The sequence below is a fragment of the Lactobacillus sp. CBA3605 genome (assembly GCF_002970915.1).
GTDB lineage: Bacteria > Bacillota > Bacilli > Lactobacillales > Lactobacillaceae > Lactiplantibacillus.
Map to the genome: position 1 here is coordinate 1160311 of NZ_CP027190.1, position 24413 is coordinate 1184723.

The following is a 24413-nucleotide window of genomic DNA, read 5'->3' on the forward strand; positions in this document are numbered from 1 at the left end:
CGTCACACTTTCTTCAAGGAACGTGGTTATACTATGTTTATGGTCATTGAGGAAGTCCCCATTCCTTAATGACAGCCCTAAATTAAATTCATTTACCTCCCCAAGTAATGAATCTGTGTGTGTAACAACCTAACTTAATTTACTTCCCTTTTCCACCGTATTCCCCGATACGGTGGTTTTTTGTGTCACTGCTGGGTTATTCCAAAAAGACATCCGCCATAATCCAGCAGATGTCTTTTAGCCTTATTTTAATTAACTTGCTTTAAAGCATCCTTCACGGCCTCTTTAATCGCGCGACTTGAAGCAGAGGCTCCAGAAATCGCATCAACATCGGTGGAATTCGCCGCAACCATTGCTTTTGGTAATTGATCAAGCGCTACTAACCCAACATCTTCGCTTTCATGGTGTTGCATAACCTCTACCTTTTCCAGCCGATTATTACGATAAGTTACGCGCACTACGACCTTACCACCAAGCCCACTATTGGAACTACCTAGATATTGATCAGTCCCCAAATCAATCTTAGTCGTCTGCTCAATAGCCACAATATCATTAATCCCATTAACATCATTGGCATTAACGGCATCAGTATCATCTTTAGCAGCTGCTGCATTTTCACCCGCTAGTTTTCCAAAAATAAGACATTCAGCTAGATTACCACCACCTTGATAGCAATTAGCCACAATCCCACCAAGTTCACCGGCACCAAACAAATGTGGAATTGGTTTATTATTAATATCTAGAATTTGAGCCTTTTCATTACGTTCTGGTCCGCCTTGCGTGTTTAAAACGTCATTAACAACCGCAATTGCATAATATGGCCCGTCATCAAAACAACGCATACTTGCCGAATCCCGTCCAAATTCATAATCTTGACCTAATCGCTTAAACTGATTAAAGCTTGCCACTGTACTTTCAAGCTTGGCAGTTGGCACAGTTAATTTTTCAGCTAATTGCGCTAGCGAAGTTGCTGAGACTAGTTTCTGCATAAATTCTGGATAGGGTAACTGACCTTTTTGTGCTAGTTCTTGCTTAAATTCATCATATTGCGTTTGGTCAAATACTAAGTACGGATGCTGATTGTTCATCGGAATTAACCAAGAACCATGCGTCTTAATATGTCCATGACGATGCGGCGCATCCTCTGGAAAATAACGCGTCCCGTCATCAGCAATTACTAGAATACTGCCTTGCTTCAACTTAGGCCATTCTAGCTGACGACCACGTTCATTATCAGCTTCCTTAAAAGTTAATCCAGGCAGAATACCATGTGATTCATAATTCGTCATATGCCACATCTTAGCGCCAACTGATTGCGCCATTTTGATACCATCACCACGATTGAATAAGGTCCCCAGTGGTGTTAATCGTTGACTGTGCAAATAAGTTTGAACCAGTTCTGGATTATTTTCAAACCCACCCATGGCTAAAACAACCCCATTTTTGGCATGCACATTGAATAATTGACCTTGCCGCTTAATCCGGACACCACGAACAATTCCAGTACCAGGTTCTTGAATCAAAGTTTGCGCTCGTGAGTCTAGCCAAACATCAATCTGATCAGCTCGGTCTAATACTTTTTGTCGCAGTACTTTCCATAAACCAGCATCTTTATCACGTTTATGGACTAGTGCAAAATCAACTGTTTGACTCCCCTTTAGTTCTGGATATTCGGCCATCGTTTTTTTAATTGCGACAGCATCCCCAGGTTTAATATCATGTTTCCAGCTAACTGCCGGAATACCCAAGTACTGCTTAAAATACTCGGGTATTTGATGCATCCCTGATAAATAAGCCTGTAATGTCTTTTCCGGCATGGCAAACGGTGCATTTAACGCATGATAATAATCAGTTAAATCAGTCAAGCTATCCCCCATTACGACGTGTTGCGCTGAATAACGGGTATTACCACCTTCACGACCATATGGCGCCGCCTCAACCATCAACACATGCGCGCCATTATCGGCTGCAAAACGGGCTGCAGAGGCACCGGCACCGCCAAATCCTAATACAATCACATCATAATTTCCTTGCCACTTAACGGTTAAAGCTGGGCCGTTATTTTGGGATTTTACAAGTTTCGTAAAATTGGCAAAACAACTTTCCAAAAAATTAACCGTATGTGGATCAACCAAACTGCCTTGTTCATTAAAAGCCTTTGGCGCAAAGCTTAACATGAATTCATTACCGGGCAGCACCGTTGCCCCAACTCCCGGTGCATTCAAAATTAACCGTAATTCATCTTGTGCGCGCGAGGTTCCTTGAATCCCCAATGAAGTTCCCACAATCATGAGTGGCTTCCCCGCAAATGGGTGAACACGGTATGATAACCATTCAATCACACTTTTCAGTGCTGCCGGTACGGCATGGTCATATTCTGGAACACCAATGATGACACCGTCGGCTGCTTGAATTTGATTAGCTAATGTTTTTACTGACTCCGGTAATTCAACAGTTGCATTGCATTCTTTAAACAGTGGTATTTGATCAATTTCCGCAATCTGCATCGTGACATTTTCACTAAAGTGCTGCTTCATATACTGTAATAAATCTCGATTATAAGATTTTTCAGCATTGGTCCCAACGATTGCAACTAATTTCATAACTAACAGTCCCTTTTATTTTTAATTGTGAAAATTTAAAAAGTATCGTGTGGTTGTTCACAAGGCCAATATACGCACTTTTAAAAAAAAGACAACGTTATAATTCAGAAAAGTCGCCTATAATCCTGTTATCATCGGCTAAACGGCGTGTTATTTTTTATATTTAACCAATAATTAGGTTAGGTCGCACTCATTTTTGCCGAAAAAATAGTTTGACTTCCATAAATAAAATTAATGATTATCACTTTAAAATCTGCTGATAGCGGGGTTATTTCATCCACTGATTGACTTGTTAGTCATGTGCGTTCTGATTAAGTTCCCTATAGTGGTCCCTTTTAAGACGATGTTCAACATATTTGGACCATTTATTAAAAAAATAGCACATTGACAATTCAAAAATAAAAGTTATGCTACGGATGAAGATTTAGGAAGTCACTAGTTTGACTAATCATGTGATGTTTTTTTCAATGGTGATGGTTGCACCGTTGATAGTAACTCCTATCGTCATCTTTTTTGCAATCCGTGAATCATATAGAGGGGTACACATTATGAATAATAAAATTAATTGGAAAGCTTTTATTTTACCCTTAGTACTGGGGATTGGGCTCTGGTTACTCACACCAGTTAAGCCTGCAGCGATTAGTCCAACCGCCTGGCATCTATTCGCTATTTTCGTTGCTACTATCATCGCTTGCGTGACTAAACCCTTGCCAATGATGGCGACCACCTTAATCGGTATCACGGCCGCCACTCTAACTGGAATTTTCACTATGGACGAAGTCACAGCTGGATTTGGCAATTCTACCGCTTGGATGGTTGCCATGTGTATGTTTATGGCAGCTGGCTTTATTAAATCCGGCTTAGGCAAAAGGATTGCTTACCTATTTGTCAAATTATTTGGTAAACACACTTTAGGATTAGCCTATGCTTTGTCTGCGGTCGATACCGTTTTAGCAATTGGTATTCCAAGCAATAATGCTCGGGTTAACGGCATTATGTATCCAATTATTGATAACCTTTCTCATGAAATGGGTTCTGATCCCAAGCAAGGAACGCAACGTAAATTAGGCTCATTTCTAATTTTTAATGAATATGAAATTAACAACGTTACTTCTGGGTTATTTTTAACTGGGTTAGCAGGCAACATGGTTGCCTTAGGACTGGCGAAAACCCAAGGTATCACAATTTCGTGGTTGCAATGGTTTACTGCAGCCAGCGTACCAGGGCTTATTTCACTATTGGTCATTCCTTTCATCTTATATAAAGTTTATCCACCTGAGATTAAAGCAACACCGAATGCACGTGCTTGGGCAGATAAACGACTTAACGAACTTGGCAAAATGGCCCTCAGTGAAAAAATCATGTTACTGACTTTCTTACTTGCGATTATTTTATGGTTGGTCGGCATAAGTATCGGTATCGATGCGACGACAGTTAGCTTTATTGCCGTAGTCATCTTGTTACTTACTGGGGTCATCACAACTAAAGACCTGTTAAATGAAAGTTTTGCCTGGAATATTCTAGTTTGGCTATCCATTATTATGTTGATGTCGAAAAAACTAATGACGCTCGGCTTCTTCCCTTGGTTCTCAAGTACATTAGGTCATTCACTCCATGGCATGAATTGGATTCTAGTTCTAATTATTTTATTCTTGGCTTACTTCTATTTACATTACATGTTTCCAAGTGTTTCAACCCAGATTTCAGCCCTCTATGCTGGTTTCCTTTCAGTAGCCATTGGTGCTGGCGTCCCCACTACTTTAGCGGCCCTAATGTTAGCCTTTTGTGGTTCTATCTATTTGTCAACAACACCATACTCCGCTGGCCCGGCAGCCTTACTTTCCGGTACCGGCTATGTGACCAATAAAGAATGGTGGCAATTAAGTGCACTCATCGGACTTGTCTTCAATATCATTTGGCTGGGCGGCGGCCTACTGTGGACTAAGGTGCTTGGCCTTTGGTGAGCCCTACCGTTATTTAAAAATCACGTTGCCAGCTCTAATTAAATTAATTTACGTTATACTTAAATTAGTTTAAAGGGAGGATTTTTATGAACGAGCGTGATTTAAAATACTTTTGTAGCTTAGTCGAAACTGGTAATTACACTGCGACTGCTAAGCAATTTCAGGTAACACAACCAGCAATTTCAGTTGCACTCAAACGACTTGAGACCAAATATGCCACTAAACTATTAACTCAGTCTAATCACCGAGCACGCTTAGTTACCACCTCAGCTGGACAGGTTTTATATATTAAAGCTCGTCACCTAATTAAAGAATTTACTCAAATTGAATTAGAAGTGCAACATGCTAGTGATCAAAAAGTCAGACTTGGATTTTCACACATTGCTGGTGGAATTTGGCTACCGCGCGTCATTGAAGCCTTTGCCCATCATCACTTATTGGCCTCCGTCACGACTGAAGTTGCTATTTCTGAACAGCTACTCGAACAGTTGCGTAATCATAAGTTAGATGCCGCTATTTTTTCAACACTACAGCCAATGCAATCAGATGATTTGCAAGTATTTCAATTAGAAACACACCCTCTATGTGTACTGGCTAACATTCAGCAACCAATCAGTCGCTTACGGATGATTGAAGCAACTGATTTACAACAGTTACCCATCATTGCCCGTTTACCACATTCACTACCAAGAACAGCGTTAACTCGCTATTGTAGTCGTAGTAATGTTCAACCTAAAATCATCTATGAGGCTCATTCTAATCAGCTCGTTGAAAGATTAGTCGCTCGCAATTTAGGCATCGGGTTCGTCATTAACGGTTCCGTTGCTTTAAGCCCTAATGTTGTTAAGATTCCGCTTAAGCCTAGTCAATCAATTGATTGTTACATGCAACTGGCGGTTCGAAAATCCTTCTTACCAAACGATTATCAAACACGTTGTATCGACTTGTTAAAAGAAATTAAGGTTCAAGAGTAATTGACGCCCTTTGCCACCGCATTCCCCGCTACGGTGGTTTTTGTGCACTGGTTATGGTGATTCGTTTAGAGATCAGTCCCCTAGGCAAAGTTAGTCACATCTGCTAAACTAACTCTTAATATTTAACTCACACGTGTTTTATTCACTATTTGATCCAACCTATTTTTTGGTCATCATCGGTTTAATCATCTCGATGGCCGCATCAAGCTATGTCAACCGGACCTTCAAACACTACGATACCTATCGGAGTCAATCTAATACGACAGGAACCGCCGCGGCGCAGTTTATTTTGACCCAAACAGGAATTAACGACGTGGGCGTCCAGGCCATCAGTGGTGACTTAACCGATAACTATAATGGACAGACTAAGGTACTTAGTCTATCAGCCTCAACGGCACAATCTACGTCAGTCGCAGCCATCGGTGTCGCCGCACACGAATGCGGGCACGCTGTACAAGATCACGTGAACTATTGGCCCATGCGGCTCCGAACGGCCCTCGTTCCAGCAGCTAATCTCGGGTCAACGTTATCTTTACCCATTATTATTGTGGGGGTCTTACTCAGTTACAATCAGACCTTAATTCATGTTGGCATTTTATTGTTCTCACTAGCACTACTATTTCAACTGGTGACTTTACCGGTTGAATTCAATGCTTCCAGACGGGCATTAACGATTCTAGCAAGTGGCGGAGTACTCACACCGGCAGAAGTTCCGATGGTCCGTAAAGTGCTCATTGCCGCCGCATTAACTTATGTGGCAGCGGCGCTCTCCACTTTCCTACAATTACTCCGACTAATCATCCTATTCGGCGGTAACCGCGACAATGATTAAGGGCTTAATAAGGGCTTAATAAAGGCTTAGTGAATTCTTCACCACATCGGCCGGATTCATTCACATATTCTTCACACCGGCTCGGTATGATAGCATCATAGCAATTGAGGGACAACTTCAATTGGCTATAACACAACCTAAAATTTTTCATTTACTCCTCCAAAGTAATGAAATTCATAGTAACATGCGACTCCCCATCGCATGTTTACCCTACTCCTTTTTCCACCGTATTCCCCGATACGGTGGTTTTTTTTGACGCTACATCATCCCCCTTTGAGCAAGCTATTTACTTTTTATGCCATAAATCGTTATACTAGTAGCATAGTAGTTGAATTTGTCACTCAACTGCTATACCTTTTCATTTACTCCTCCAAAGTTAATGAAAACAGTCTTGTTAGGTCCTCCAACCTAACAAAATGAACACTCCTTTTGCCGTCGCGTAAAGCGATGGTTTTTATTTTCAGAAAATTTGCATTTTTTTAAGCTAGGGGCGTATCATAATAAGGTTGATATTAAGGAGTTGATCACATGAAAAAGCGCCGTTGGATGGCCGCTTTAGCCGCACCATTCATGTTAATTTCAGCGACCCTGCTCGCTAGTGAAAAATTATATAATTTTGCTTTTAAACGAGTTGATTACGTCCCTGAAACGTCCGCCGACAAACAAAAATATGCGACTGATTATTGGGCCTATGTCGATTGGCTAAAACGCCAGCCCTTGCAAACTTGGCATTTAAATCGTGACGACACTGCTAATCAGCTGGTCGCCAAGTTCGTGCCCGCCAAAAATCCAAGTCGGCGAACCGTTATTGTCTCTCATGGCTATAAGGGTGATGGTGAAACCATGGCCAATTATGCCTATATGTTTCATAACCTCGGTTACAATGTCTTGTTACCTGATGATCGTGGTCATGGTCAAAGTGCCGGCCGCTATATTAGTTTTGGGTGGCAAGATCGACACGATTATGCGGATTGGGTCCAAGAAGTGCTACACAAGATGGGCCAACAAGCTGAAATTGTGCTTTTCGGCGTTAGTATGGGAGGCGCAACCGTGGAAATGATGAGCGGTGAAGTCCTCCCACCACAAGTTAAAGCAATTATTGCGGACTGTGGCTACACCAGTCTGGCAGATGAACTCACTTATTTGCTCAAACGCCAATTTCATTTACCAAAATACCCGATTGTACCGCTGGTCAGCTTCATTAACCGCCACCGGATGGGCTATTTTATTAGTGATGTTAGTTCAGTGGAACAACTCCGCCATAACACCCGTCCCATTTTCTTTATTCATGGTGAAAAGGACGTTTATGTGCCTAGTTGGATGTTGAAACAAAACTATCAAGCCGCGGGCGGGCCTAAGCAGATGTGGCAAGTACCGAATGCTAGTCATGCTGAAAGCTTTTGGGTCGACCCCGCTACTTATGAAAAACACATTAAGACCTTTCTTAACCGCTATCTAACCAGCTAATAAAAAACAACCTTAAGTTTACTGAACGCCAACGCATGGCCGCTAAACTTAAGGTTGTTTTTATGTTTAGTTACACTCACTTATAATCCGCGCCAATCGGTCGGTCATTCGTGCTAAGTTAACCGGCCCCTCCTGCATCGCAGCTTCCAAAGTTGACACGTGATCCACAATCGGCAACACTGCGGTGACGCCATGGTCGGCAAAGACCTGGTTATCACCCTTTTGATTACCAACCATCAAATAACATGCTTTTTGAGCCGCTTGGGCGAGTTCACTAATCTGAATCGGAACCTTGCCCATAAAGCTTTGATCATCAACTTGGCCTTCACCAGAAACCACAAAATCAACCGCCGTTATTTGCGCCGCTAGCTGACTCAGGTTCGCAATCAATTTGAAACCAGACTGTACTTGGGCGCCTAAAAAGTTGCGCAGTGCAAAACCAATGCCCCCCGCAGCACCATCACCTAAATGCGCACTAACTTGACCAGTGGTAACTTGCATAAAATGCTGCATAGCTTGATCATAACTCGCCACTTCATTGCTAGCCAGGCCCTTTTGAGGACCAAAGATAGTTGCAGCTCCCGTACGACCAGTCAGTGGATTGGTGACATCCGAGGCCGCTATAAAGGTAACTGCTTGAACCGCTTTAGCCACCTGCGTGGCATCAAAACGAGCTACCCGCCCCAGATCAGTCCCAATCATCATTAATTCTTGATTTTTCACATCAAAGAATCGGTAACCAAGCGCCCGTAACATACCAGCGCCGCCGTCCACCGTACCACTACCACCTAGCCCAATTATAATTTTTTGGGCACCACGGTTGACGGCATCTTTAATTAGGCAACCGGTGCCATAAGTATTCGTTTCAGCTGGCGTTAAGTCTGCCGTGATGAATTGAATCCCGGAAGCGGCTGCAACCTCAATGACTGCTAATTTTTGGTCTGCAAAATAACCATAAGTTGCCTTAATTGGTCGTTGATTAATATCTACTGTCGCAACTTCAACTGCAACACCACCAGGTTGATTGGCTAAAAATGCCGCTACCGTCCCTTCACCACCATCCGCAATGGCGATTTGGCGAGATTTTATACCCTGTTTAGCAAATTGATCCGCCACAATTTGATTAGCTTGAATACTCGTCATCGATTTTTTAAATGAATCAATCGCAATTAGTGCTTCCATCATTTTAGCCTTCTTAATCTAAGTTGCTGATATGCCCCTTTAATTGGGACCAAAAGATAATCAGCTGCTTCATTTTTTAATACATAAGTCCCATTATACGCCCCGGTCGTAATGACCAAATCATCATCACCATTAAAATAATAGTGCCACGATTGACGCGTCTGGTTAGTCGTAGCAATCGTTAACTTAGATGCTGTAAAAATTGTTCGTCCAATTATGTGCCCCCGACCTGTGACCGTGGTCAACTGCCAAGTATGCTGCCGCAGAACCGTCGGATTGCGCTGGTCACAAGCACTCAAACTCCCAATAATCACGGCAATTCCTAAGATTAAAGCCACCCATTTTAGTTGATATTTCATTGTTAACTCCCCTATGCTATCAGTATATAATAATTTATATTCGAATTATTATATCCAACATAAAGGAGGCTTTTAACGACCTGAACGTCATTAATGGACCCCACGATTGTGATTTAAAGTCCCTTTATCGTGAACTTAATCATCAAAATAGTCCCCACCAAATTGGTGAGGACTAACAACTCAATTTTATTTAATCGTCTAAGCCTAAACGCTTAAAGATATCATCAACATGCCGTAAATGATAATGATAGTCAAAAGCATCATCAATGGCTGGTTGATCTAAATGTTGCCGAATTTCGGCATTACTTTCAACCAACGGCTTGAACTGTAATTGGTGGTCCCAAGATTGCGCCGTGAGTGGTTGAACCAAGTCATAGGCCGCTTCACGTGACATGCCAGTATCAATCAACTTCAATAAGACTCGCTGGCTATAAATTAACCCATACGTCGCATCCATATTCTGCTTCATGCGTTCTGGAAAGACGGTCAACGTCCCAATAATCTTCGTAATCCGGGTCAAGATATAGTCTGTTAAAATCGTCGTATCCGGCAAAATGATTCGTTCGGCTGAAGAATGTGAAATATCTCGTTCATGCCATAATGGTACATCTTCATAAGCCGTCATCATGTGTCCCCGAATCACCCGTGCTAATCCGGTCACATTTTCAGAGCCAATCGGGTTCCGCTTATGTGGCATCGCTGATGACCCTTTTTGACCTTTATTGAAGAATTCTTCGACTTCATGCGTTTCTGATTTTTGTAAGCCGCGAATTTCAGTTGCAAACACTTCAACACTCGTGGCAATTAACGCCAACGTAGCGATGTATTCGGCATGTAAATCACGCGGTAAAATTTGGGTTGAAATTTCTTGTGCCCGAATACCGAGCTTATCACACACAAACTGTTCCACAAATGGTGGAATATTAGCAAAGGTTCCCACCGCACCACTAATTTTACCGGCTTCAACGCCAGCAGCAGCATGTTCAAATCGTTCAATATCCCGATTAACTTCAGAATACCACCGTGCTAGCTTCAATCCGAAGGTCGTTGGTTCCGCATGCACGCCATGTGTGCGACCCATTTCAACTGTATATTTATATTTTTTGGCTTGTTGCGCTAATGTTGCTCGTAAATCCTGTAAATCTTGACGAATAATCGCATTGGCTTGCTTTAATCGGTACCCTTGCGCCGTGTCAACCACATCAGTACTCGTTAACCCATAATGGACCCACTTACGTTCAGCCCCTAATGATTCTGAAACATCACGCGTAAACGCCACCACATCATGGTGGGTCACAGCTTCAATTTCAGCGATGCGATCACTATCAAACTTCGCATTGGCACTAATCTTAGCGACATCTGCCGCTGGAATCTTGCCTAATTCAGCCCAGGCTTCGTCAGCTGCAATTTCAACTTCTAACCAAGCTTGGTATTGGTTTTCTAGGGACCACACTTGGCCCATCTCGGGACGCGTATAACGATCAATCATTGCTAATCCTCATTTCTATTTACTGATTTACCAACAAAACACGAACATTATTATATCATATCCGTCTAAGAATTAATAGTAACGAACAATGAAAAAATGTGGTTTATTTTCACCAAATTCGTTTTTATCGGCTTGTTTCCATCTAATCAGTTAGTTAACCATGAACATTATTAACGCGGCAAAATAAGAACATTCGGATTTAGGCTTGCGTTCGCTAAGGAAAATTGCTATACTCATTCCTGTTGGAGTGATGAACGTTTCGTCACTCATTGCTATTAATCATTCATATATTAAAAATACTTTAATGAGGTGGAAAACATGGCATCAGTCGTAGTAGTAGGGAGCCAATGGGGCGATGAAGGTAAAGGAAAGATCACGGACTTTTTAAGTCAGGAAGCAGATGTGGTATCACGTTACCAAGGCGGCGATAACGCCGGCCACACCATCGTATTTAATGGTAAGACTTTTAAATTACGACTGATTCCATCAGGGATTTTCTTCCATGATAAGCTTAGTATCATTGGTAATGGCGTCGTTTTAAATCCTAAATCATTGGTTGAAGAACTCCAATATCTACGCGATAACGGTGTTCAACCGGATAACCTCCGCGTTTCCAACCGTGCGCATGTGATTTTGCCTTACCATATTCTTTTAGACGGCGCGCAGGAAAAAGCTAAAGCCGGCGGTAAGATTGGGACAACCAACAAGGGTATCGGACCAGCTTACATGGATAAAGCCGAACGCATTGGGATTCGGATGGCCGACCTATTAGACAAAGAAACTTTTGCCACCCTTTTAAAACGCAACTTACAAGAAAAGAACCAAATCATCACCAAGCTATATGATTTGGAACCCATTAAATTCGATGATATTTTCGAAGACTACTATAACTATGGCCAAGAATTGAAGCCATTTGTGACGGATACCTCGGTTGTCATTAATGACGCCTTAGATGCTGGCAAGCGCGTGCTATTCGAAGGCGCTCAAGGCGTCATGCTAGATATCGACCAAGGGACTTATCCTTACGTGACCTCTTCTAACCCTGTTGCTGGTGGTGTCACCATTGGGAGTGGTGTGGGCCCTTCTAAAATTGACAACTGTGTTGGCGTTTTAAAGGCCTATACATCACGAGTTGGTGATGGCCCCTTCCCAACTGAACTCTTTGACGAAGTCGGTGATTTCATCCGTGAAACGGCCCATGAATATGGCACAGTCACCAAACGACCACGCCGAATTGGTTGGTTTGATAGTGTTGTTTTACGGCATGCTAAGCGCGTTTCTGGCTTAACTCATTTAAGCTTGAACTGTTTAGATGTTTTAACCGGCTTAAAAACCATTAAAATCTGTACCGCTTATGACTTAAATGGCAAAACCATTTATCATTATCCTGCTAGCCTAAAAGAACTCGAAGCTTGCAAACCAATCTATGATGAATTACCTGGTTGGGATGAAGATATCACGGGTGTGAAGACCTTGGCTGAATTACCTGAAAATGCCCGTAACTATCTCCGCCGTATCGAAGAACTCGTCGGCGTTAAGTTGGCAACTTTCTCAGTCGGTCCCGACCGTGAACAAACTAATGTGATTGACCACGACATCTGGAACTAAATAAAGGAGTCGGTTATGATGGAAATTTTTGATTATGAAGATATTCAACTTGTCCCTAATAAATGTGTTATTAATAGTCGGTCCGAAGCTGATACGACGGTTACACTTGGTGAACATCATTTTAAGCTCCCGGTAGTCCCAGCAAATATGGCGACGGTCATTAACGAAGACCTAGCTGAATGGTTCGCAACTAATGATTATTTTTATATCATGCACCGCTTTGAACCTGAAACTCGGCAACAATTTATTGAAACAATGCATGCCAAGCAACTCTATGCTTCCATCTCAGTCGGCGTAAAAGCCACTGAACATGATTTCATTGACGCATTAGCCGCCGCAGCCATCGTACCAGAATATATCACGATTGATATTGCGCACGGCCATGCGGACAGTGTGATTGCCATGATCAAACATATCAAGCAGGCTCTTCCCGCTAGTTTCGTCATTGCCGGTAATGTAGCAACGCCAGCCGCCGTCCGCGACTTAGAAAATGCCGGCGCTGATGCAACCAAAGTCGGTGTGGGCCCAGGTAAGGCCTGCATCACTAAAGTCAAAACCGGTTTTGGAACCGGTGGCTGGCAGTTAGCCGCCGTTCGTTGGTGTGCTAAAGCTGCCCGTAAACCAATTATCGCTGATGGCGGAGTCCGGACCAATGGCGACATCGCTAAGTCCATTCGGTTCGGTGCCACGATGGTCATGATTGGCTCAATGCTCGCCGGGCACCAAGAATCACCAGGGAACACCTTAAAAATTGACGGTAAAACTTACAAACAATATTACGGTTCTGCCAGTGAGACACAAAAAGGCGAACATAAAAACGTTGAAGGTAAGCAAATGCTCGTTCCATATCGGGGCCACTTAGCTGATACCTTGAATGAAATGCAAGAAGATTTACAATCATCCATTTCCTATGCTGGTGGTCGTGATTTAAAAGCCATCACCAAATGTGATTACGTTATCGTTAAAAATTCTATTTATAACGGTGATTAATTAGCGCAAAAGCGGTTGAGATATTGGTCTCAAGCGCTTTTTTGCTGGTCATTTATAAGAAACGATCCATCAAGGCTTGATAAATCAGGTGTTTTCCCCTAACCAACCGCTATGAAAGCGGTTATAATTAAAGAAACGACTAATCGAGGTAATTTTAATGGAACATAATCGCGTTTTACGCCTAGACCACGGCATTAATTTCCGTGAACTAGGCGGTTACCAGACGACTGGCGGTCAGACGATTAAATGGCAAAAACTATTACGTTGTGGCGGAATGTCACTGCTCAGTCCCCACGACCTCACCTATTTAGACCAATACGGATTACGTTATGATATTGACTTGCGGCAAGCGAGTGAAGTTCAGCTATCACCTGACCGTTACCCTCAAAACACCCACTATCGCAATACTTCCGTTTATCCATTCACCGATAATCGCCGTTTTGACCGTCGCTTAAAGCGGTTAATCAAACGGATGATTATTGACGATAGTTTCAATGCCCAAACCTACGCTCAAATGGTGACCGACAGTCATCCGATTAAAGTTTGGCAGCAGTTATTTGCGACCCTTTTAGCCAACAATCAGCCTGATCAATCCCTTTTATTTCACTGTGCCGCGGGTAAAGATCGAACTGGCGTAGCGGGTGCCTTAATCATGACCGCTTTAGACGTCCCACGTGATACCATTATGCAAGATTACTTGTTAACTAATGCCGTCTTCATGGCGGCCGATGAACTCGATAACGATACCATCATTACTGAAGCCAACAATGGTGACTTAGCCAGTCATTTTAATACGGCATTAGCGGTCGAAGCGGATAATTTAAAAATGGTCTTTCATGTTTTTGATGAGTTATATGGTGGTGGTCGTGGCTACCTCCGTGAGGCGCTCGGTTTAAGCTTGGCTGACTTTAATGAGTTAAAACAACTCTATTTAGATGACCCCGCATAAGCCGTGCACAAAAATAGTCGTTACAAGAATGTTATGACTTCTTGTAGCGACTATTTGTCTCACTTGCTTAATTTTTATAAAATTGGCGATAACAATCGTGAAAATGTTTGTTTAAACTTCAACCAGAATGGCTGATCTTTAAAGTCTTGAACGGTGACCAAACTACTCAATGCCTGATCTTTTAAGAAAATCTCTTCAAGTTCTTGTGCCAATTCGGTATCATACAAAAAGGCATTCACCTCGAAGTTCAACTTAAAGCTTCGGAAATCAAGATTAGCTGACCCAACCGAACCGACCTGACCATCAATCACAATCGTCTTCGCATGAATAAAGCCATTATTATAATAATAAATTTTCACGCCAGCTTCAGCTAATTCGCGCGCATAATATTGCGTCGCCCGGTAGACAAAAGCATGGTCGGGCTTATCTGGCACGATAATCCGGACATCCACTCCCGACATGGCCGCAATCCGGATAGCATCTAAGACCGAATCATCCGGGATCAAGTATGGCGATTGAATCCATAAACGATGCTGGGCCGTCATAATCATTTTAATATAGCCCATCTTAATTTGTTCACCATCATTGTCCGGACCACTTGAGACAATTTGTAACGAGGTGTTCCCTTTAACTTTGATTACTGGAAACATCTTAGCGTTAGGTTCAATCCGGTGTTCGGCATCGGTCGCATTCCAATCACGAATAAACCGTTCTTGTAATTCAAATACCCCGGAACCCACGATTCGTAAATGTGTATCCCGCCAATAACCAAACTTCTTATCGCGGCCAAGATACTGGTCACCAACGTTAAACCCACCGACATACCCAACCTGACCATCAACAACCACAATCTTACGGTGATCCCGAAAGTTAAGTCGGAAGTCCAAGATGGCTGAATGCCCTCCTAAGAATGGCCGCGCATGCCCGCCTAATTCTTCCAAGTGTTTGAAGAAACTCTTGAACGTCCCCATCGATCCCCAAGGATCATAGATAACCCGAACATCAACGCCCGCAGCCGCTTTCCGTTCCAGTAAATGCAATAACTCATTACCAATCTTATCGTTGTAAAAAGTATAATATTCCACATGGACATGTTGCTGAGCAGCTTCAATATCTTTGAACAATGCTTGAAACTTTTCATGCCCATCCGTAAAAATCTTGACTCGATTCTTACGACTGAGTAAAGCGCCATCAGAATTCAAGAAGAGACTAACCATCCCTCGTACGGAACTGGTAACCGCATCCGCGGGCATTAATTCCGACCCCAACTCATTACGTTGGCGTTGAATCATCTCTTCTAATCGGATCTGGGTTTCTTTCTTCAACCGAAACATCCGATTTTTCGGTAACTTCCGACCCAAAAAGGCGTATGCGATAAATCCCACGACTGGAATCATGATTAAAACTAATAACCATGCCCAAGTAGCGGCAATATCGCGGCGATCCCTAAATACCGTCACAACGGCAGCAATCGCATTGATAATAACTATGACGTTCAGAACTGGCAAAATGTATTGCACTTGTGGCACCCACCTATTTTAATGATAAATTCATTTTACCGCAGATAGCCATGAGATAATAACTTTTTGCGACTATAATCGTTGCTTTTTTCGCAGAAAACAGCAATAATTTCGTCAGGGAGGGACCACAATGTTAGCTATGTTAGGAATTCACGGTCTAGGACCGCTACGGCTATTCCATTTAACCGAGCGAGCAGCTGGACCCAAAGGTGCGATTGGCCTCTTACTAATCGTCGTTTTGTTAGTCGTTGCCTATCGTTATTATCGGCGTCATCATTAAAATAATTATCGTCTAAGTGATTTGGACAAAAGAAAATAATTGCTGCAAGCGTTTTGTGACTGCTTGTAACAATTATTTTTTTATCACCAAGGCTGTCGATTACAAAAATTGATCCCCGCTACCCCCCAGCGCTGATTAGGTTATGAATCAGACCTAACCGATTGCATACTAACTTAACAATCGGTTGATTTTGATAACCAATCCTAACGCTAACGCGACCGAGCTAGTATAGTTAAGGCCATCACTATAGGGGAGGCAACTTAGCACGATGGAAAAGCAAAAAATGCCGACGCGGTCATTAATGGGGATGTTAATTACCTTAGGGGTGGTCTATGGCGATATCGGCACGTCACCATTATATGTCATGAACGCTATTATTAATGATGCTGGCCCTTTAAAAAAAGCCACACCCACCTATGTCATCGGCTCAGTATCCTTAATCTTTTGGACCTTGATGCTGATAACCACTATTAAATATGTCATTATCGCCTTACAAGCTGATAACCACCATGAAGGTGGCATTTTTGCGCTCTATGCTTTAGTGCGGCGTCGATCTAAGTGGCTTATTGTCGTCGCCTTGGTAGGTGGCGCTGCACTCTTAGCCGACGGAACTTTGACGCCTGCAGTGACGGTAACTTCAGCAGTTGAAGGCTTACGGGGACTACCTGGCACCGCTAGTTTTAGTCAGCATCCGTTCCTCGTCCCCCTGACCGTCACCTTTATTTTAGTAGGCTTGTTCATGATTCAAAACTTTGGCACCACTGGGATTGGCCGGGCATTTGGGCCGATTATGTTAGTCTGGTTCACCTTTTTAGGAATTGCCGGCTTAGCAAATATCGGGCAAGCCCCGCAGATTTTAAAGGCTTTTTCACCTTGGTATGCCGTCCAAATCTTATTCAGTCCCACTAATAAAACCGGGATTTTTATTTTAGGTAGTGTCTTTTTAGCCACGACCGGTGCTGAAGCGCTCTATTCGGATATGGGCCACGTCGGCAAGGCCAACATTAAAGCAACCTGGCCGTTCATCTACCTCATGTTAACGTTAAATTATTTGGGCCAAGGAGCTTGGATTATTCAGCATGCGCAACAGCCAGCCTATCGTGAAGCCTTGAATTTAAATCCCTTTTATGAAATGATTCCAGCTAATCTTAAAGTTGCCATTATTATTTTAGCCACGCTTGCTGCCATCATTGCCTCTCAAGCCTTAATCACTGGCTCTTATACCTTGGTCGATGAGGCAATCGGTTTAAAATTTCTCCCCCGAATGGTCATCAAGCACCCCAGTAAAGTCCGTAGTCAAATCTACATTAGCACCGTCAATTGGTTGCTATGTGGCGGTACCTTAATAATTGTCTGGTTATTCCAAACTTCAGCCCGCATGGAAGCGGCCTATGGCTTGGCGATTACAATCACCATGCTAATGACAACCATTTTATTGACCCAATTCGTCCAAATGAAAGGTCATCTCGGCTGGTCATTGGTTTTGCTGATTGGCTTTGGCACACTGGAAACCACTTTTTTAATCGCTAGTCTGACAAAGTTCATTCATGGTGGCTACCTTACCTTAGGGCTGACTTTGCTAATCTTTCTCGTGATGGTCACCTGGTATTTTGGCAATCGGCGCCGGTTACAGTACAACCGAGATGAGGAACAGGTCAGCCTACTAGATTATCGTCATCAACTCACTCAGTTAAGTCACGATGACCGCTATCCCTTATTCGCAACCAATCTGGTCTATTTAGCCAAAGTTGATGCGCAATATCGGCTCAAACGAGCGATTTTGTATTCCATCCTAGATAAGCAACCCAAACGGGCGAAAGTTTACTGGTTTATTACGATTAACGAAACTAATCAACCCTATGATTGTAACTATACGGTTGATATGTTAGAAACCCGGAATATCGTCGAAGTGCAACTCAATCTTGGCTTCAAGAAATCGCAACATGTTAATATCTATTTGCGACGCATTGTCACCCACCTGATTGCCAACCGGATTATTGAACCACAACACCCACATTACGGGACCATCAAACACCGTCAAGTCGGTGATTTCAAATTCGTCGTCCAAAATCAACAACTGATGGATTTAACTAGCTATCCGAAGATGCACCAGCTGGATCGCTTATTAATCGGTGGTCGGGTCTTCTTACAAAACATTACACCCTCACCAGCCGTTTGGTATGGCTTGGAGTTTAGTGATGTTCTTGAAGAAACCATTCCACTTTTCACCACACCTGCAACGGATACCACCCTCACTAATCACACCATTCGCCACCAGTTAAAACCACCCAAATAGTCCATTTCAACACCTTTAATAACCGATGCAAAAATAGTCACTTCAAGAATTTCGTAAGTTCTTGAAGTGACCATTTTCTTTTATTCATACTTTTTAAACGTGCTCTGATGGTTAAGGACAACTAATTACTTTTTAGGTGCCACGCGTTTTTGTTCTGAATCCTGGACGCCAATAATATCTAAGAAGAACGCCACAATCGGAATCCCGACAATCAACCCCCAAGCACCTAACAAGCTTTCCATAATAATCAGCGTAATAAAGGTAGCAAAGACGGGTAAATCAGTCCGATCGGCCATCAACCGTGGATGTAAGAAATAAGACTCAAAAGCATGCACGAGAATGACAAGCACGATAATTTCGGCAACGTAGACAACGCCTCCCGCGGCAAATGCTAGTAACGTCAACGGAATCATTGATAAGAGCACCCCAGCAACCGGGACTAGTCCTAGAATAAAGACAATGATCGACAGCACTAAAATACTAGGCATGCCGATAATAAAGAACCCAACAGTCATTAAAACGGTGTTAATGGTACAAATAATCAATTGGGTCTCAATAATTTTGCCGAGAATTAAAATGAATTTATGGGCTAAATAGTAGACATTTTTAAAGAACCGACTGAATTTTGAATTTAAGAACTGTCGGCCAAAGCTCATCATCCGGCCCCGGGTTAACGTGAAAATAAAGCTTAAAAAGATTGCGAGAATCACGTGTGTGAAGCCGGTCCCGACATGACTGATTTCTTTAACCCCAGTCACTAATAATGACTTGCTATTTTGAATTAACTCACTACTATGAATCGCTTTATTAATCCAAGTATCAATATTTTTATTCAAAACTGGATGGTGGGTAATCGCCTTTGCCAACATATCTGGAATAACTTTTAGCTGTGCAATTAAAGTCGGCGCGGCGTAGGACAACGCCCCAATAAAAATCCCCAGCACCAAGATGTAGACGACAATGACCGCCAACCAATACGGGAGATGGGTTTTTAAATTCAACCAATGACTCACTTTCACCCCTAAAAAGGCAAAAATCGTCGTTAATAAAATAACCGTCGCAAAGCCCCGCATTAAGTAAACGATGATCATTAAAAATATTAATGTTAAATAAAGCGTAATATCATCACGTTTTAAAAAACGACTTATTCGATCCATGAACGAACCCCCAAATCTTTTGCTAGTTGTCATTATAGCATTGCCCGAAACTTAACGGGGACCCGGTCACTTCATCAGTTGACATTTAGCCCGAAAGCCAGTAAGATAAACCATAATATTAGAGAACGATTAAAAGATGAGTAAATCAGGTGACTGTCCAGCGAGTATCGGGTTGATGAAACGATATCAGGAATCTGTTTGAAGATGGTCTGGTTTAAAAGTTCGTAGCCTTGGCTACCGACATCACTGCCCGTTAACGCAGTTGCGGATTAATTGTAATCCGATTGAGGAAGTTAGTGCAAGCTAGCTTCGAACTCAGGTGGTAACCCGACCAACGTCGTCCTGATTGATTTAACGATCAATTAGGACGGCTTTTTTTGTTCAAAAATAATTAATTTATAAGGAGTGTTATTTAATCATGACAACTTTAACCCAATCAATTCCCTTTCATTACGATGTGGTGGGGAGCCTATTACGCCCAGCCAATCTCAAAAAAGCCCATACGCAACTCGCAGCTGGTGAAATAACTCCCGCAGCCGAACTAAGCCTACAACAAGCTGAAATTAAACGAATTGTCGCTGAACAGGTCAAACTAGGCTTGAAGGCCGTTACTGACGGTGAATTTTCGCGTAGCTGGTGGCATTTAGACTTTCTCTGGGGCCTCAACGGTGTTGCTAAATATGACTATCATCAGAGTTACAAGTTCAAAGGTGACCATACCCGTACCGATAACGCTGAATTAACTGGTAAAATTGCTTTTAATCCCGACCATCCTTTTTTTGCGGCCTTCAGCTACCTCCAATCAATCGTGCCAACCGGCGTCTTGGCAAAACAAACGATTCCATCACCAACCATGCTGTTCCGTGATAATCGTAGTGACAATTGGGCGCAATTCTATGATAGCTGGGAAGCCTACCTGACCGATTTAGCCCAAGCTTATCACGCCACGCTACAACACTTTTATGACCTGGGCTGTCGCTATATCCAACTTGATGACACCACTTGGGCTTTCTTAATTAGTAAACTCAATGATGACACTCTGACAGCAAGCGAACAGGCGCACTTCCATAAAATGGCAACCGATGCCGTGCAAGTCATTAACGCCAGTTTGGCTGACTTACCGGCTGACTTAACGGTCACGACCCATATCTGTCGTGGCAACTTCAAGTCGACTTACCTCTTCTCGGGGAGTTATCAAGTCGTTGCTAAGTATTTAGGGCAATTGCATTATGATGGGCTATTCTTGGAATACGACAATGCTCGCGCCGGTAACTTCGATGTCTTAGACCAAATCTGGAACGGCGGTTTGCACAAACAACTGGTTTTAGGCTTAGTCACCTCAAAGTTTCCAGAACTCGAACAACCAGCCGACTTAATCGCCCGGATTAAGTCAGCGGCTACTAAAGTGCCTCTAACTAACTTAGCATTATCAACTCAATGTGGCTTTGCCTCCACTGAAGAAGGTAATGAACTAACTGAAGCTGAACAATGGGCGAAGTTAGCCCTAGTCATTAAAACGGCTCAAACTGTTTGGACAAAAGCATAACAATGTTAAAGGCATGTTGATTTTGAGTTAATTTTAACTCGCATCAACATGCCTTTTTTATTTTGCTAATCATAATTTTCCTTAATTGCGGGTCGTCCGTGAACGCCAACGTTTCCGCAGTGGATTGACTGACCGTGAATTGCTTGCTTTGACGGGGGCATTTAAGAGCACCACACCAATAATCACTGCCATGAAACCTAACAACTTCGTGCCACTCAAGACTTCGCCAAATGCGATAATCCCAATTAGCCCGGTAATAGCAGTCCCAACGCCCGCCCAAATGGCGTAACCCACACTCAGCGGGAGCTGTCGCAACGCCAATGAAAAGCTAAAGACGGCCAAACCGTACAACAACATGCCCGCAATACCAATCCAAGTATACTCAAACCCATTAGAAAGCTTCAATAAGCTTGTCCCTAAAATTTCAATTCCAATCGCTACTAATAACTGTAACCATGCCCGCATCTGCGTCGACCCCCTTTTAATGATTCAATAAAATTGCCCCGATAATAATTGCTACTAAGCCGCTAATCCGGGCCAAATTCAACCGTTCCCGATACACCACTACCGCTAAAATCACAGTTGCAAATGTGCCGAAACCAGCCCAAAGTGCATAGGTTATGCCTAATGGTAACGTCTGCATTGCTAACGTTACTAGGACTAACGAACTAAAATACCCAATTAAAACCATCACGGTCGGTCCCAAGTTTCGAAACCCGTTCGCCTTTTTCAAGAAAAAGCTCCCAACAACTTCCATCACAATCCCAATAAATAACAAACCGTATGCCATCATTAGCACCTCCAAATTTAAGCTGTCCTACCATTCTAATCGAAAATAATTCGCAAGGCAATCAAAAAGACACACCTGGATGATTACATTTTGATGACAAACTTGATATCAAAATGTAAAACTCAAGTTTGACTTTGAAATTGGACGACAAAAAAGCGCCAAGTCACCAAATTAGCTTGGTTAACTCGTCGCTGTATTTTTAGACGTTTAAATATAAAAATAAATTGAAAAATACATTAAGGCGGTCCCAATCATCACCGCAACATGCCAGATCACATGTAAGTATTTAATGTGGGGAATGCTGTAAAGTAAGGCCCCTAGCGTGAAAGCCACGCCCCCCGCAACTAACAGCCAAAAACCCGTTAGCCCTAAATTCAACCATAACTGCCGACCACCAGCTAAACACATCCAGCCCATCAAGACATAAATCACGGTTTCAACCTTGTGTAGCCGGCCCGGCCAAACGGCATTAACCGTGATGCCAGCTATGGCGAGGCCCCAGATGGTCAACAGAATCGTCCAGCCTAGCCAGCCTTTAATTGCTAACAAACTAAACGGGGTATAGGTGCCCGCAATTAGGACATAGACACCACTGTGATCTAAAATTCGAAAGACTTCCCGCGCCCGGGTAAAATACAACCCGTGAAACAACATCGAACACGTATATAATACGACTAACGAACACCCATAAATCACAAAGGCCGTCCATTCCAACGCTTGTCCATCGTTATATGCTTTTAACATGAGAAAAACAAACCCAACAATACTTAAAATCAAGCCAATTCCGTGGGTCACTGAATTCAAAACTTCATTGGTTATTTGATAACGTCGTGATGGTTGTTGCATGCTAATCACCTCAGATTTTCATTGTTTATAGCATACCATCATATAGTGTTAATATCAACTTACCTAGTCAGTTAAACTAGATGATAAAAATTTAAAGTTCAGCTTCCTCGGCATGCGCTGCGACCTGCTGAAAAATACTAATAATATGTTTATCCGCTAGCTGATAGTGCACATTCCGACCATTGCGAGTCCCGACCACCAACTTTAATTGGCGTAAAACGGACAGTTGGTGTGAAATATTAGATTGGGTTAATTGTAACCCAGTCGCTAATTCACCTACGCTTAGGCTAGAGACGCCCAGCGCATACAGCATACGGGCGCGGGTCGGATCGCCTAAAGCCTTAAAGATAGCCGTAATACGGGCCAATTCATCGGTTTGAGGAATCAATTGATTTAATTTTGTCACCAGTACATCATGTTTTAATTCTGAATCCATAGGCACTCCCATTTTCTGATTGTTCTCGACATGTAATGGTGTTACAATACACATGAACAGTCATTCATATGTATCTTCATTCATATTTAATTATAGCAATTCAACTTTCAAATTCAACTAAGTAGGTGGTTTTTATCATGACCCATACTCATCAAGTCCAACAACAAACTAATGCCTTCAAAATCGGCATCAGCTTAAACGCCATTTTTATTGTTCTAGAAGCCAGTTATGGCTTTTCAAGCGGCTCATTGGCCCTCGTGGCGGATGCTGGGCATAACCTAAGCGATGTTTTAGGTTTGCTCATCTCCTGGTTAGCCCTTTGGCTCGGTCAAAAAAGTGCGAACGCTAAGTATACGTATGGTTACAAGAGCTCTTCAATTCTAGCCGCACTATTTAACGCCGTCTTTCTATTAGTTGCAATTGGCGGTATTTCAGTAGAAGCCATTCAACGCCTCAGCAATCCTGGGCCCGTGGCCGAATGGGATGTGATTATCGTGGCGGCGATTGGGATTGTCGTCAATGGTTTCACGGCCTTACTATTTATGAAGGGCCAGCAACACGACTTAAATATCAAAGGCGCCTTTTTGCACATGGCAGCGGATGCCGGTGTATCGCTTGGCGTGGTACTCGCTGGTTTTGTCATCTTAATGACTGGTTGGTATTGGCTTGACCCCGTGATTTCACTTTTAATCGCCCTCGTCATTTTAGTGGGTACTTGGGGCTTATTGCGTGATGCGATGGCTTACTCCTTAGAAGCTGTCCCTAATAATATCGACCAAGCCGCTATTTATACGTATTTGATGGCCCAGCCGAGTGTTCGTCAAGTGCACGATCTCCACATCTGGGGGATGAGCACGACGGAAACTGCCATGACCGTCCACCTTTGCCGGGCCACCTTAGCGGACAATAATGCTTTTCTTGAACAACTGAATAAAGAACTCAGCGACCAGTTCCCACTAACGCACATAACCATTCAAATTGAATTAGGTAAAGTCGATTACGAAACCACTGATAGTTCGATTTAGACTCACAATCGAGGGCATCGAACACAACGAAAAAATCACTGCAAGAATTAAGTTATATATTCTTGCAGTGATTTTTTTGTCATCATTGAATCACACATAC

At 42.8% G+C, this 24413-nt stretch carries 21 protein-coding genes; 11 read left to right on the forward strand and 10 right to left on the reverse strand.

The window, feature by feature from the left end:
* Positions 1-248: 248 nt before the first annotated feature.
* Complete coding sequence (locus C5Z25_RS05710) at positions 249-2603, reverse strand: NAD(P)H-dependent oxidoreductase (RefSeq protein WP_105451756.1); 2355 nt, start codon at positions 2601-2603, stop codon at positions 249-251.
* Positions 2604-3151: 548 nt separating this feature from the next.
* Here C5Z25_RS05710 and C5Z25_RS05715 point away from each other — a divergent pair.
* The 4 genes from C5Z25_RS05715 to C5Z25_RS05730 all read left to right on the forward strand — a co-directional run bounded on the left by C5Z25_RS05715 (position 3152) and on the right by C5Z25_RS05730 (position 7840).
* Positions 3152-4567, forward strand: coding sequence for a DASS family sodium-coupled anion symporter (locus C5Z25_RS05715; RefSeq protein WP_105451757.1), 1416 nt, complete (start codon positions 3152-3154; stop codon positions 4565-4567).
* Positions 4568-4653: 86 nt separating this feature from the next.
* Entirely contained in the window at positions 4654-5541 is an 888-nt protein-coding gene (locus C5Z25_RS05720; RefSeq protein WP_105451758.1) for a LysR family transcriptional regulator, read from the forward strand.
* 193 nt (positions 5542-5734) lie between these two features.
* Positions 5735-6373: a zinc metallopeptidase gene (locus tag C5Z25_RS05725; RefSeq protein ID WP_234002786.1), complete on the forward strand. Its 639-nt coding sequence runs from the start codon at positions 5735-5737 to the stop codon at positions 6371-6373.
* A gap of 528 nt (positions 6374-6901) precedes the next feature.
* Complete coding sequence (locus C5Z25_RS05730; RefSeq protein ID WP_105451760.1) at positions 6902-7840, forward strand: alpha/beta hydrolase; 939 nt, start codon at positions 6902-6904, stop codon at positions 7838-7840.
* 66 nt (positions 7841-7906) lie between these two features.
* On the opposite strand, the gene C5Z25_RS05735 is transcribed toward C5Z25_RS05730, so the two are convergent.
* The 3 genes from C5Z25_RS05735 to purB form a co-directional block, all read right to left on the reverse strand.
* Positions 7907-9025 carry a glycerate kinase gene (locus C5Z25_RS05735; RefSeq protein WP_234002787.1) on the reverse strand — a complete coding sequence of 373 codons (1119 nt, stop codon included), beginning with the start codon at positions 9023-9025 and terminating at the stop codon, positions 7907-7909.
* On the reverse strand, positions 9022-9381 hold the full coding sequence (locus tag C5Z25_RS05740) for a hypothetical protein (protein ID WP_105451762.1): 360 nt from the start codon (positions 9379-9381) through the stop codon (positions 9022-9024). Before C5Z25_RS05740 ends, C5Z25_RS05735 begins: the two co-directional genes overlap by 4 nt.
* 190 nt (positions 9382-9571) lie before the next feature.
* The gene (gene purB, locus C5Z25_RS05745; protein ID WP_105451763.1) at positions 9572-10870 is read right to left on the reverse strand and encodes an adenylosuccinate lyase; all 1299 of its coding nucleotides are present in this window, start codon (positions 10868-10870) and stop codon (positions 9572-9574) included.
* A gap of 318 nt (positions 10871-11188) precedes the next feature.
* On the opposite strand from purB, the gene C5Z25_RS05750 reads away from it, so the two are divergent.
* From C5Z25_RS05750 to C5Z25_RS05760, 3 genes are all read left to right on the forward strand, one after another.
* Positions 11189-12478, forward strand: coding sequence for an adenylosuccinate synthase (locus C5Z25_RS05750; RefSeq protein WP_105451764.1), 1290 nt, complete (start codon positions 11189-11191; stop codon positions 12476-12478).
* 18 nt (positions 12479-12496) lie between these two features.
* Complete coding sequence (locus C5Z25_RS05755) at positions 12497-13468, forward strand: GMP reductase (protein ID WP_105451765.1); 972 nt, start codon at positions 12497-12499, stop codon at positions 13466-13468.
* Between the two features lie 157 nt (positions 13469-13625).
* Complete coding sequence (locus tag C5Z25_RS05760) at positions 13626-14417, forward strand: tyrosine-protein phosphatase (RefSeq protein ID WP_105451766.1); 792 nt, start codon at positions 13626-13628, stop codon at positions 14415-14417.
* Positions 14418-14491: 74 nt separating this feature from the next.
* Here the strand turns inward: C5Z25_RS05760 and cls are convergent, their stop codons facing one another.
* Positions 14492-15946 (reverse strand): cardiolipin synthase, encoded by a 1455-nt coding sequence (cls, locus tag C5Z25_RS05765; RefSeq protein WP_105451767.1) that lies wholly within the window; start codon positions 15944-15946, stop codon positions 14492-14494.
* 121 nt (positions 15947-16067) lie between these two features.
* Between cls and C5Z25_RS12570 the strand changes: the two genes are divergently transcribed.
* Together C5Z25_RS12570 and C5Z25_RS05770 are read left to right on the forward strand one after the other, a co-directional pair.
* The gene (locus C5Z25_RS12570; protein ID WP_199774936.1) at positions 16068-16217 is read left to right on the forward strand and encodes a hypothetical protein; all 150 of its coding nucleotides are present in this window, start codon (positions 16068-16070) and stop codon (positions 16215-16217) included.
* Between the two features lie 268 nt (positions 16218-16485).
* Entirely contained in the window at positions 16486-18513 is a 2028-nt protein-coding gene (locus tag C5Z25_RS05770; protein WP_105451768.1) for a KUP/HAK/KT family potassium transporter, read from the forward strand.
* A gap of 125 nt (positions 18514-18638) precedes the next feature.
* Here the strand turns inward: C5Z25_RS05770 and C5Z25_RS05775 are convergent, their stop codons facing one another.
* Positions 18639-19670 (reverse strand): AI-2E family transporter, encoded by a 1032-nt coding sequence (locus C5Z25_RS05775; protein WP_105451769.1) that lies wholly within the window; start codon positions 19668-19670, stop codon positions 18639-18641.
* A gap of 418 nt (positions 19671-20088) precedes the next feature.
* On the opposite strand from C5Z25_RS05775, the gene C5Z25_RS05780 reads away from it, so the two are divergent.
* The gene (locus C5Z25_RS05780; RefSeq protein WP_105451770.1) at positions 20089-21216 is read left to right on the forward strand and encodes a vitamin B12 independent methionine synthase; all 1128 of its coding nucleotides are present in this window, start codon (positions 20089-20091) and stop codon (positions 21214-21216) included.
* An 81-nt stretch (positions 21217-21297) separates the two neighbouring features.
* Here C5Z25_RS05780 and C5Z25_RS05785 read toward each other — a convergent pair whose 3' ends face one another.
* The 4 genes from C5Z25_RS05785 to C5Z25_RS05800 all read right to left on the reverse strand — a co-directional run bounded on the left by C5Z25_RS05785 (position 21298) and on the right by C5Z25_RS05800 (position 23288).
* Positions 21298-21681, reverse strand: coding sequence for a DMT family transporter (locus tag C5Z25_RS05785; protein ID WP_105451771.1), 384 nt, complete (start codon positions 21679-21681; stop codon positions 21298-21300).
* 16 nt (positions 21682-21697) lie between these two features.
* Positions 21698-22009 carry a DMT family transporter gene (locus tag C5Z25_RS05790; RefSeq protein ID WP_234002788.1) on the reverse strand — a complete coding sequence of 104 codons (312 nt, stop codon included), beginning with the start codon at positions 22007-22009 and terminating at the stop codon, positions 21698-21700.
* Between the two features lie 204 nt (positions 22010-22213).
* Positions 22214-22852: a PAQR family membrane homeostasis protein TrhA gene (trhA, locus tag C5Z25_RS05795; protein WP_105451772.1), complete on the reverse strand. Its 639-nt coding sequence runs from the start codon at positions 22850-22852 to the stop codon at positions 22214-22216.
* A 91-nt stretch (positions 22853-22943) separates the two neighbouring features.
* Entirely contained in the window at positions 22944-23288 is a 345-nt protein-coding gene (locus C5Z25_RS05800; protein WP_105451773.1) for an ArsR/SmtB family transcription factor, read from the reverse strand.
* A gap of 137 nt (positions 23289-23425) precedes the next feature.
* Between C5Z25_RS05800 and C5Z25_RS05805 the strand changes: the two genes are divergently transcribed.
* Positions 23426-24313 carry a cation diffusion facilitator family transporter gene (locus C5Z25_RS05805; RefSeq protein WP_105451774.1) on the forward strand — a complete coding sequence of 296 codons (888 nt, stop codon included), beginning with the start codon at positions 23426-23428 and terminating at the stop codon, positions 24311-24313.
* The last annotated feature ends 100 nt before the right edge of the window (positions 24314-24413 follow it).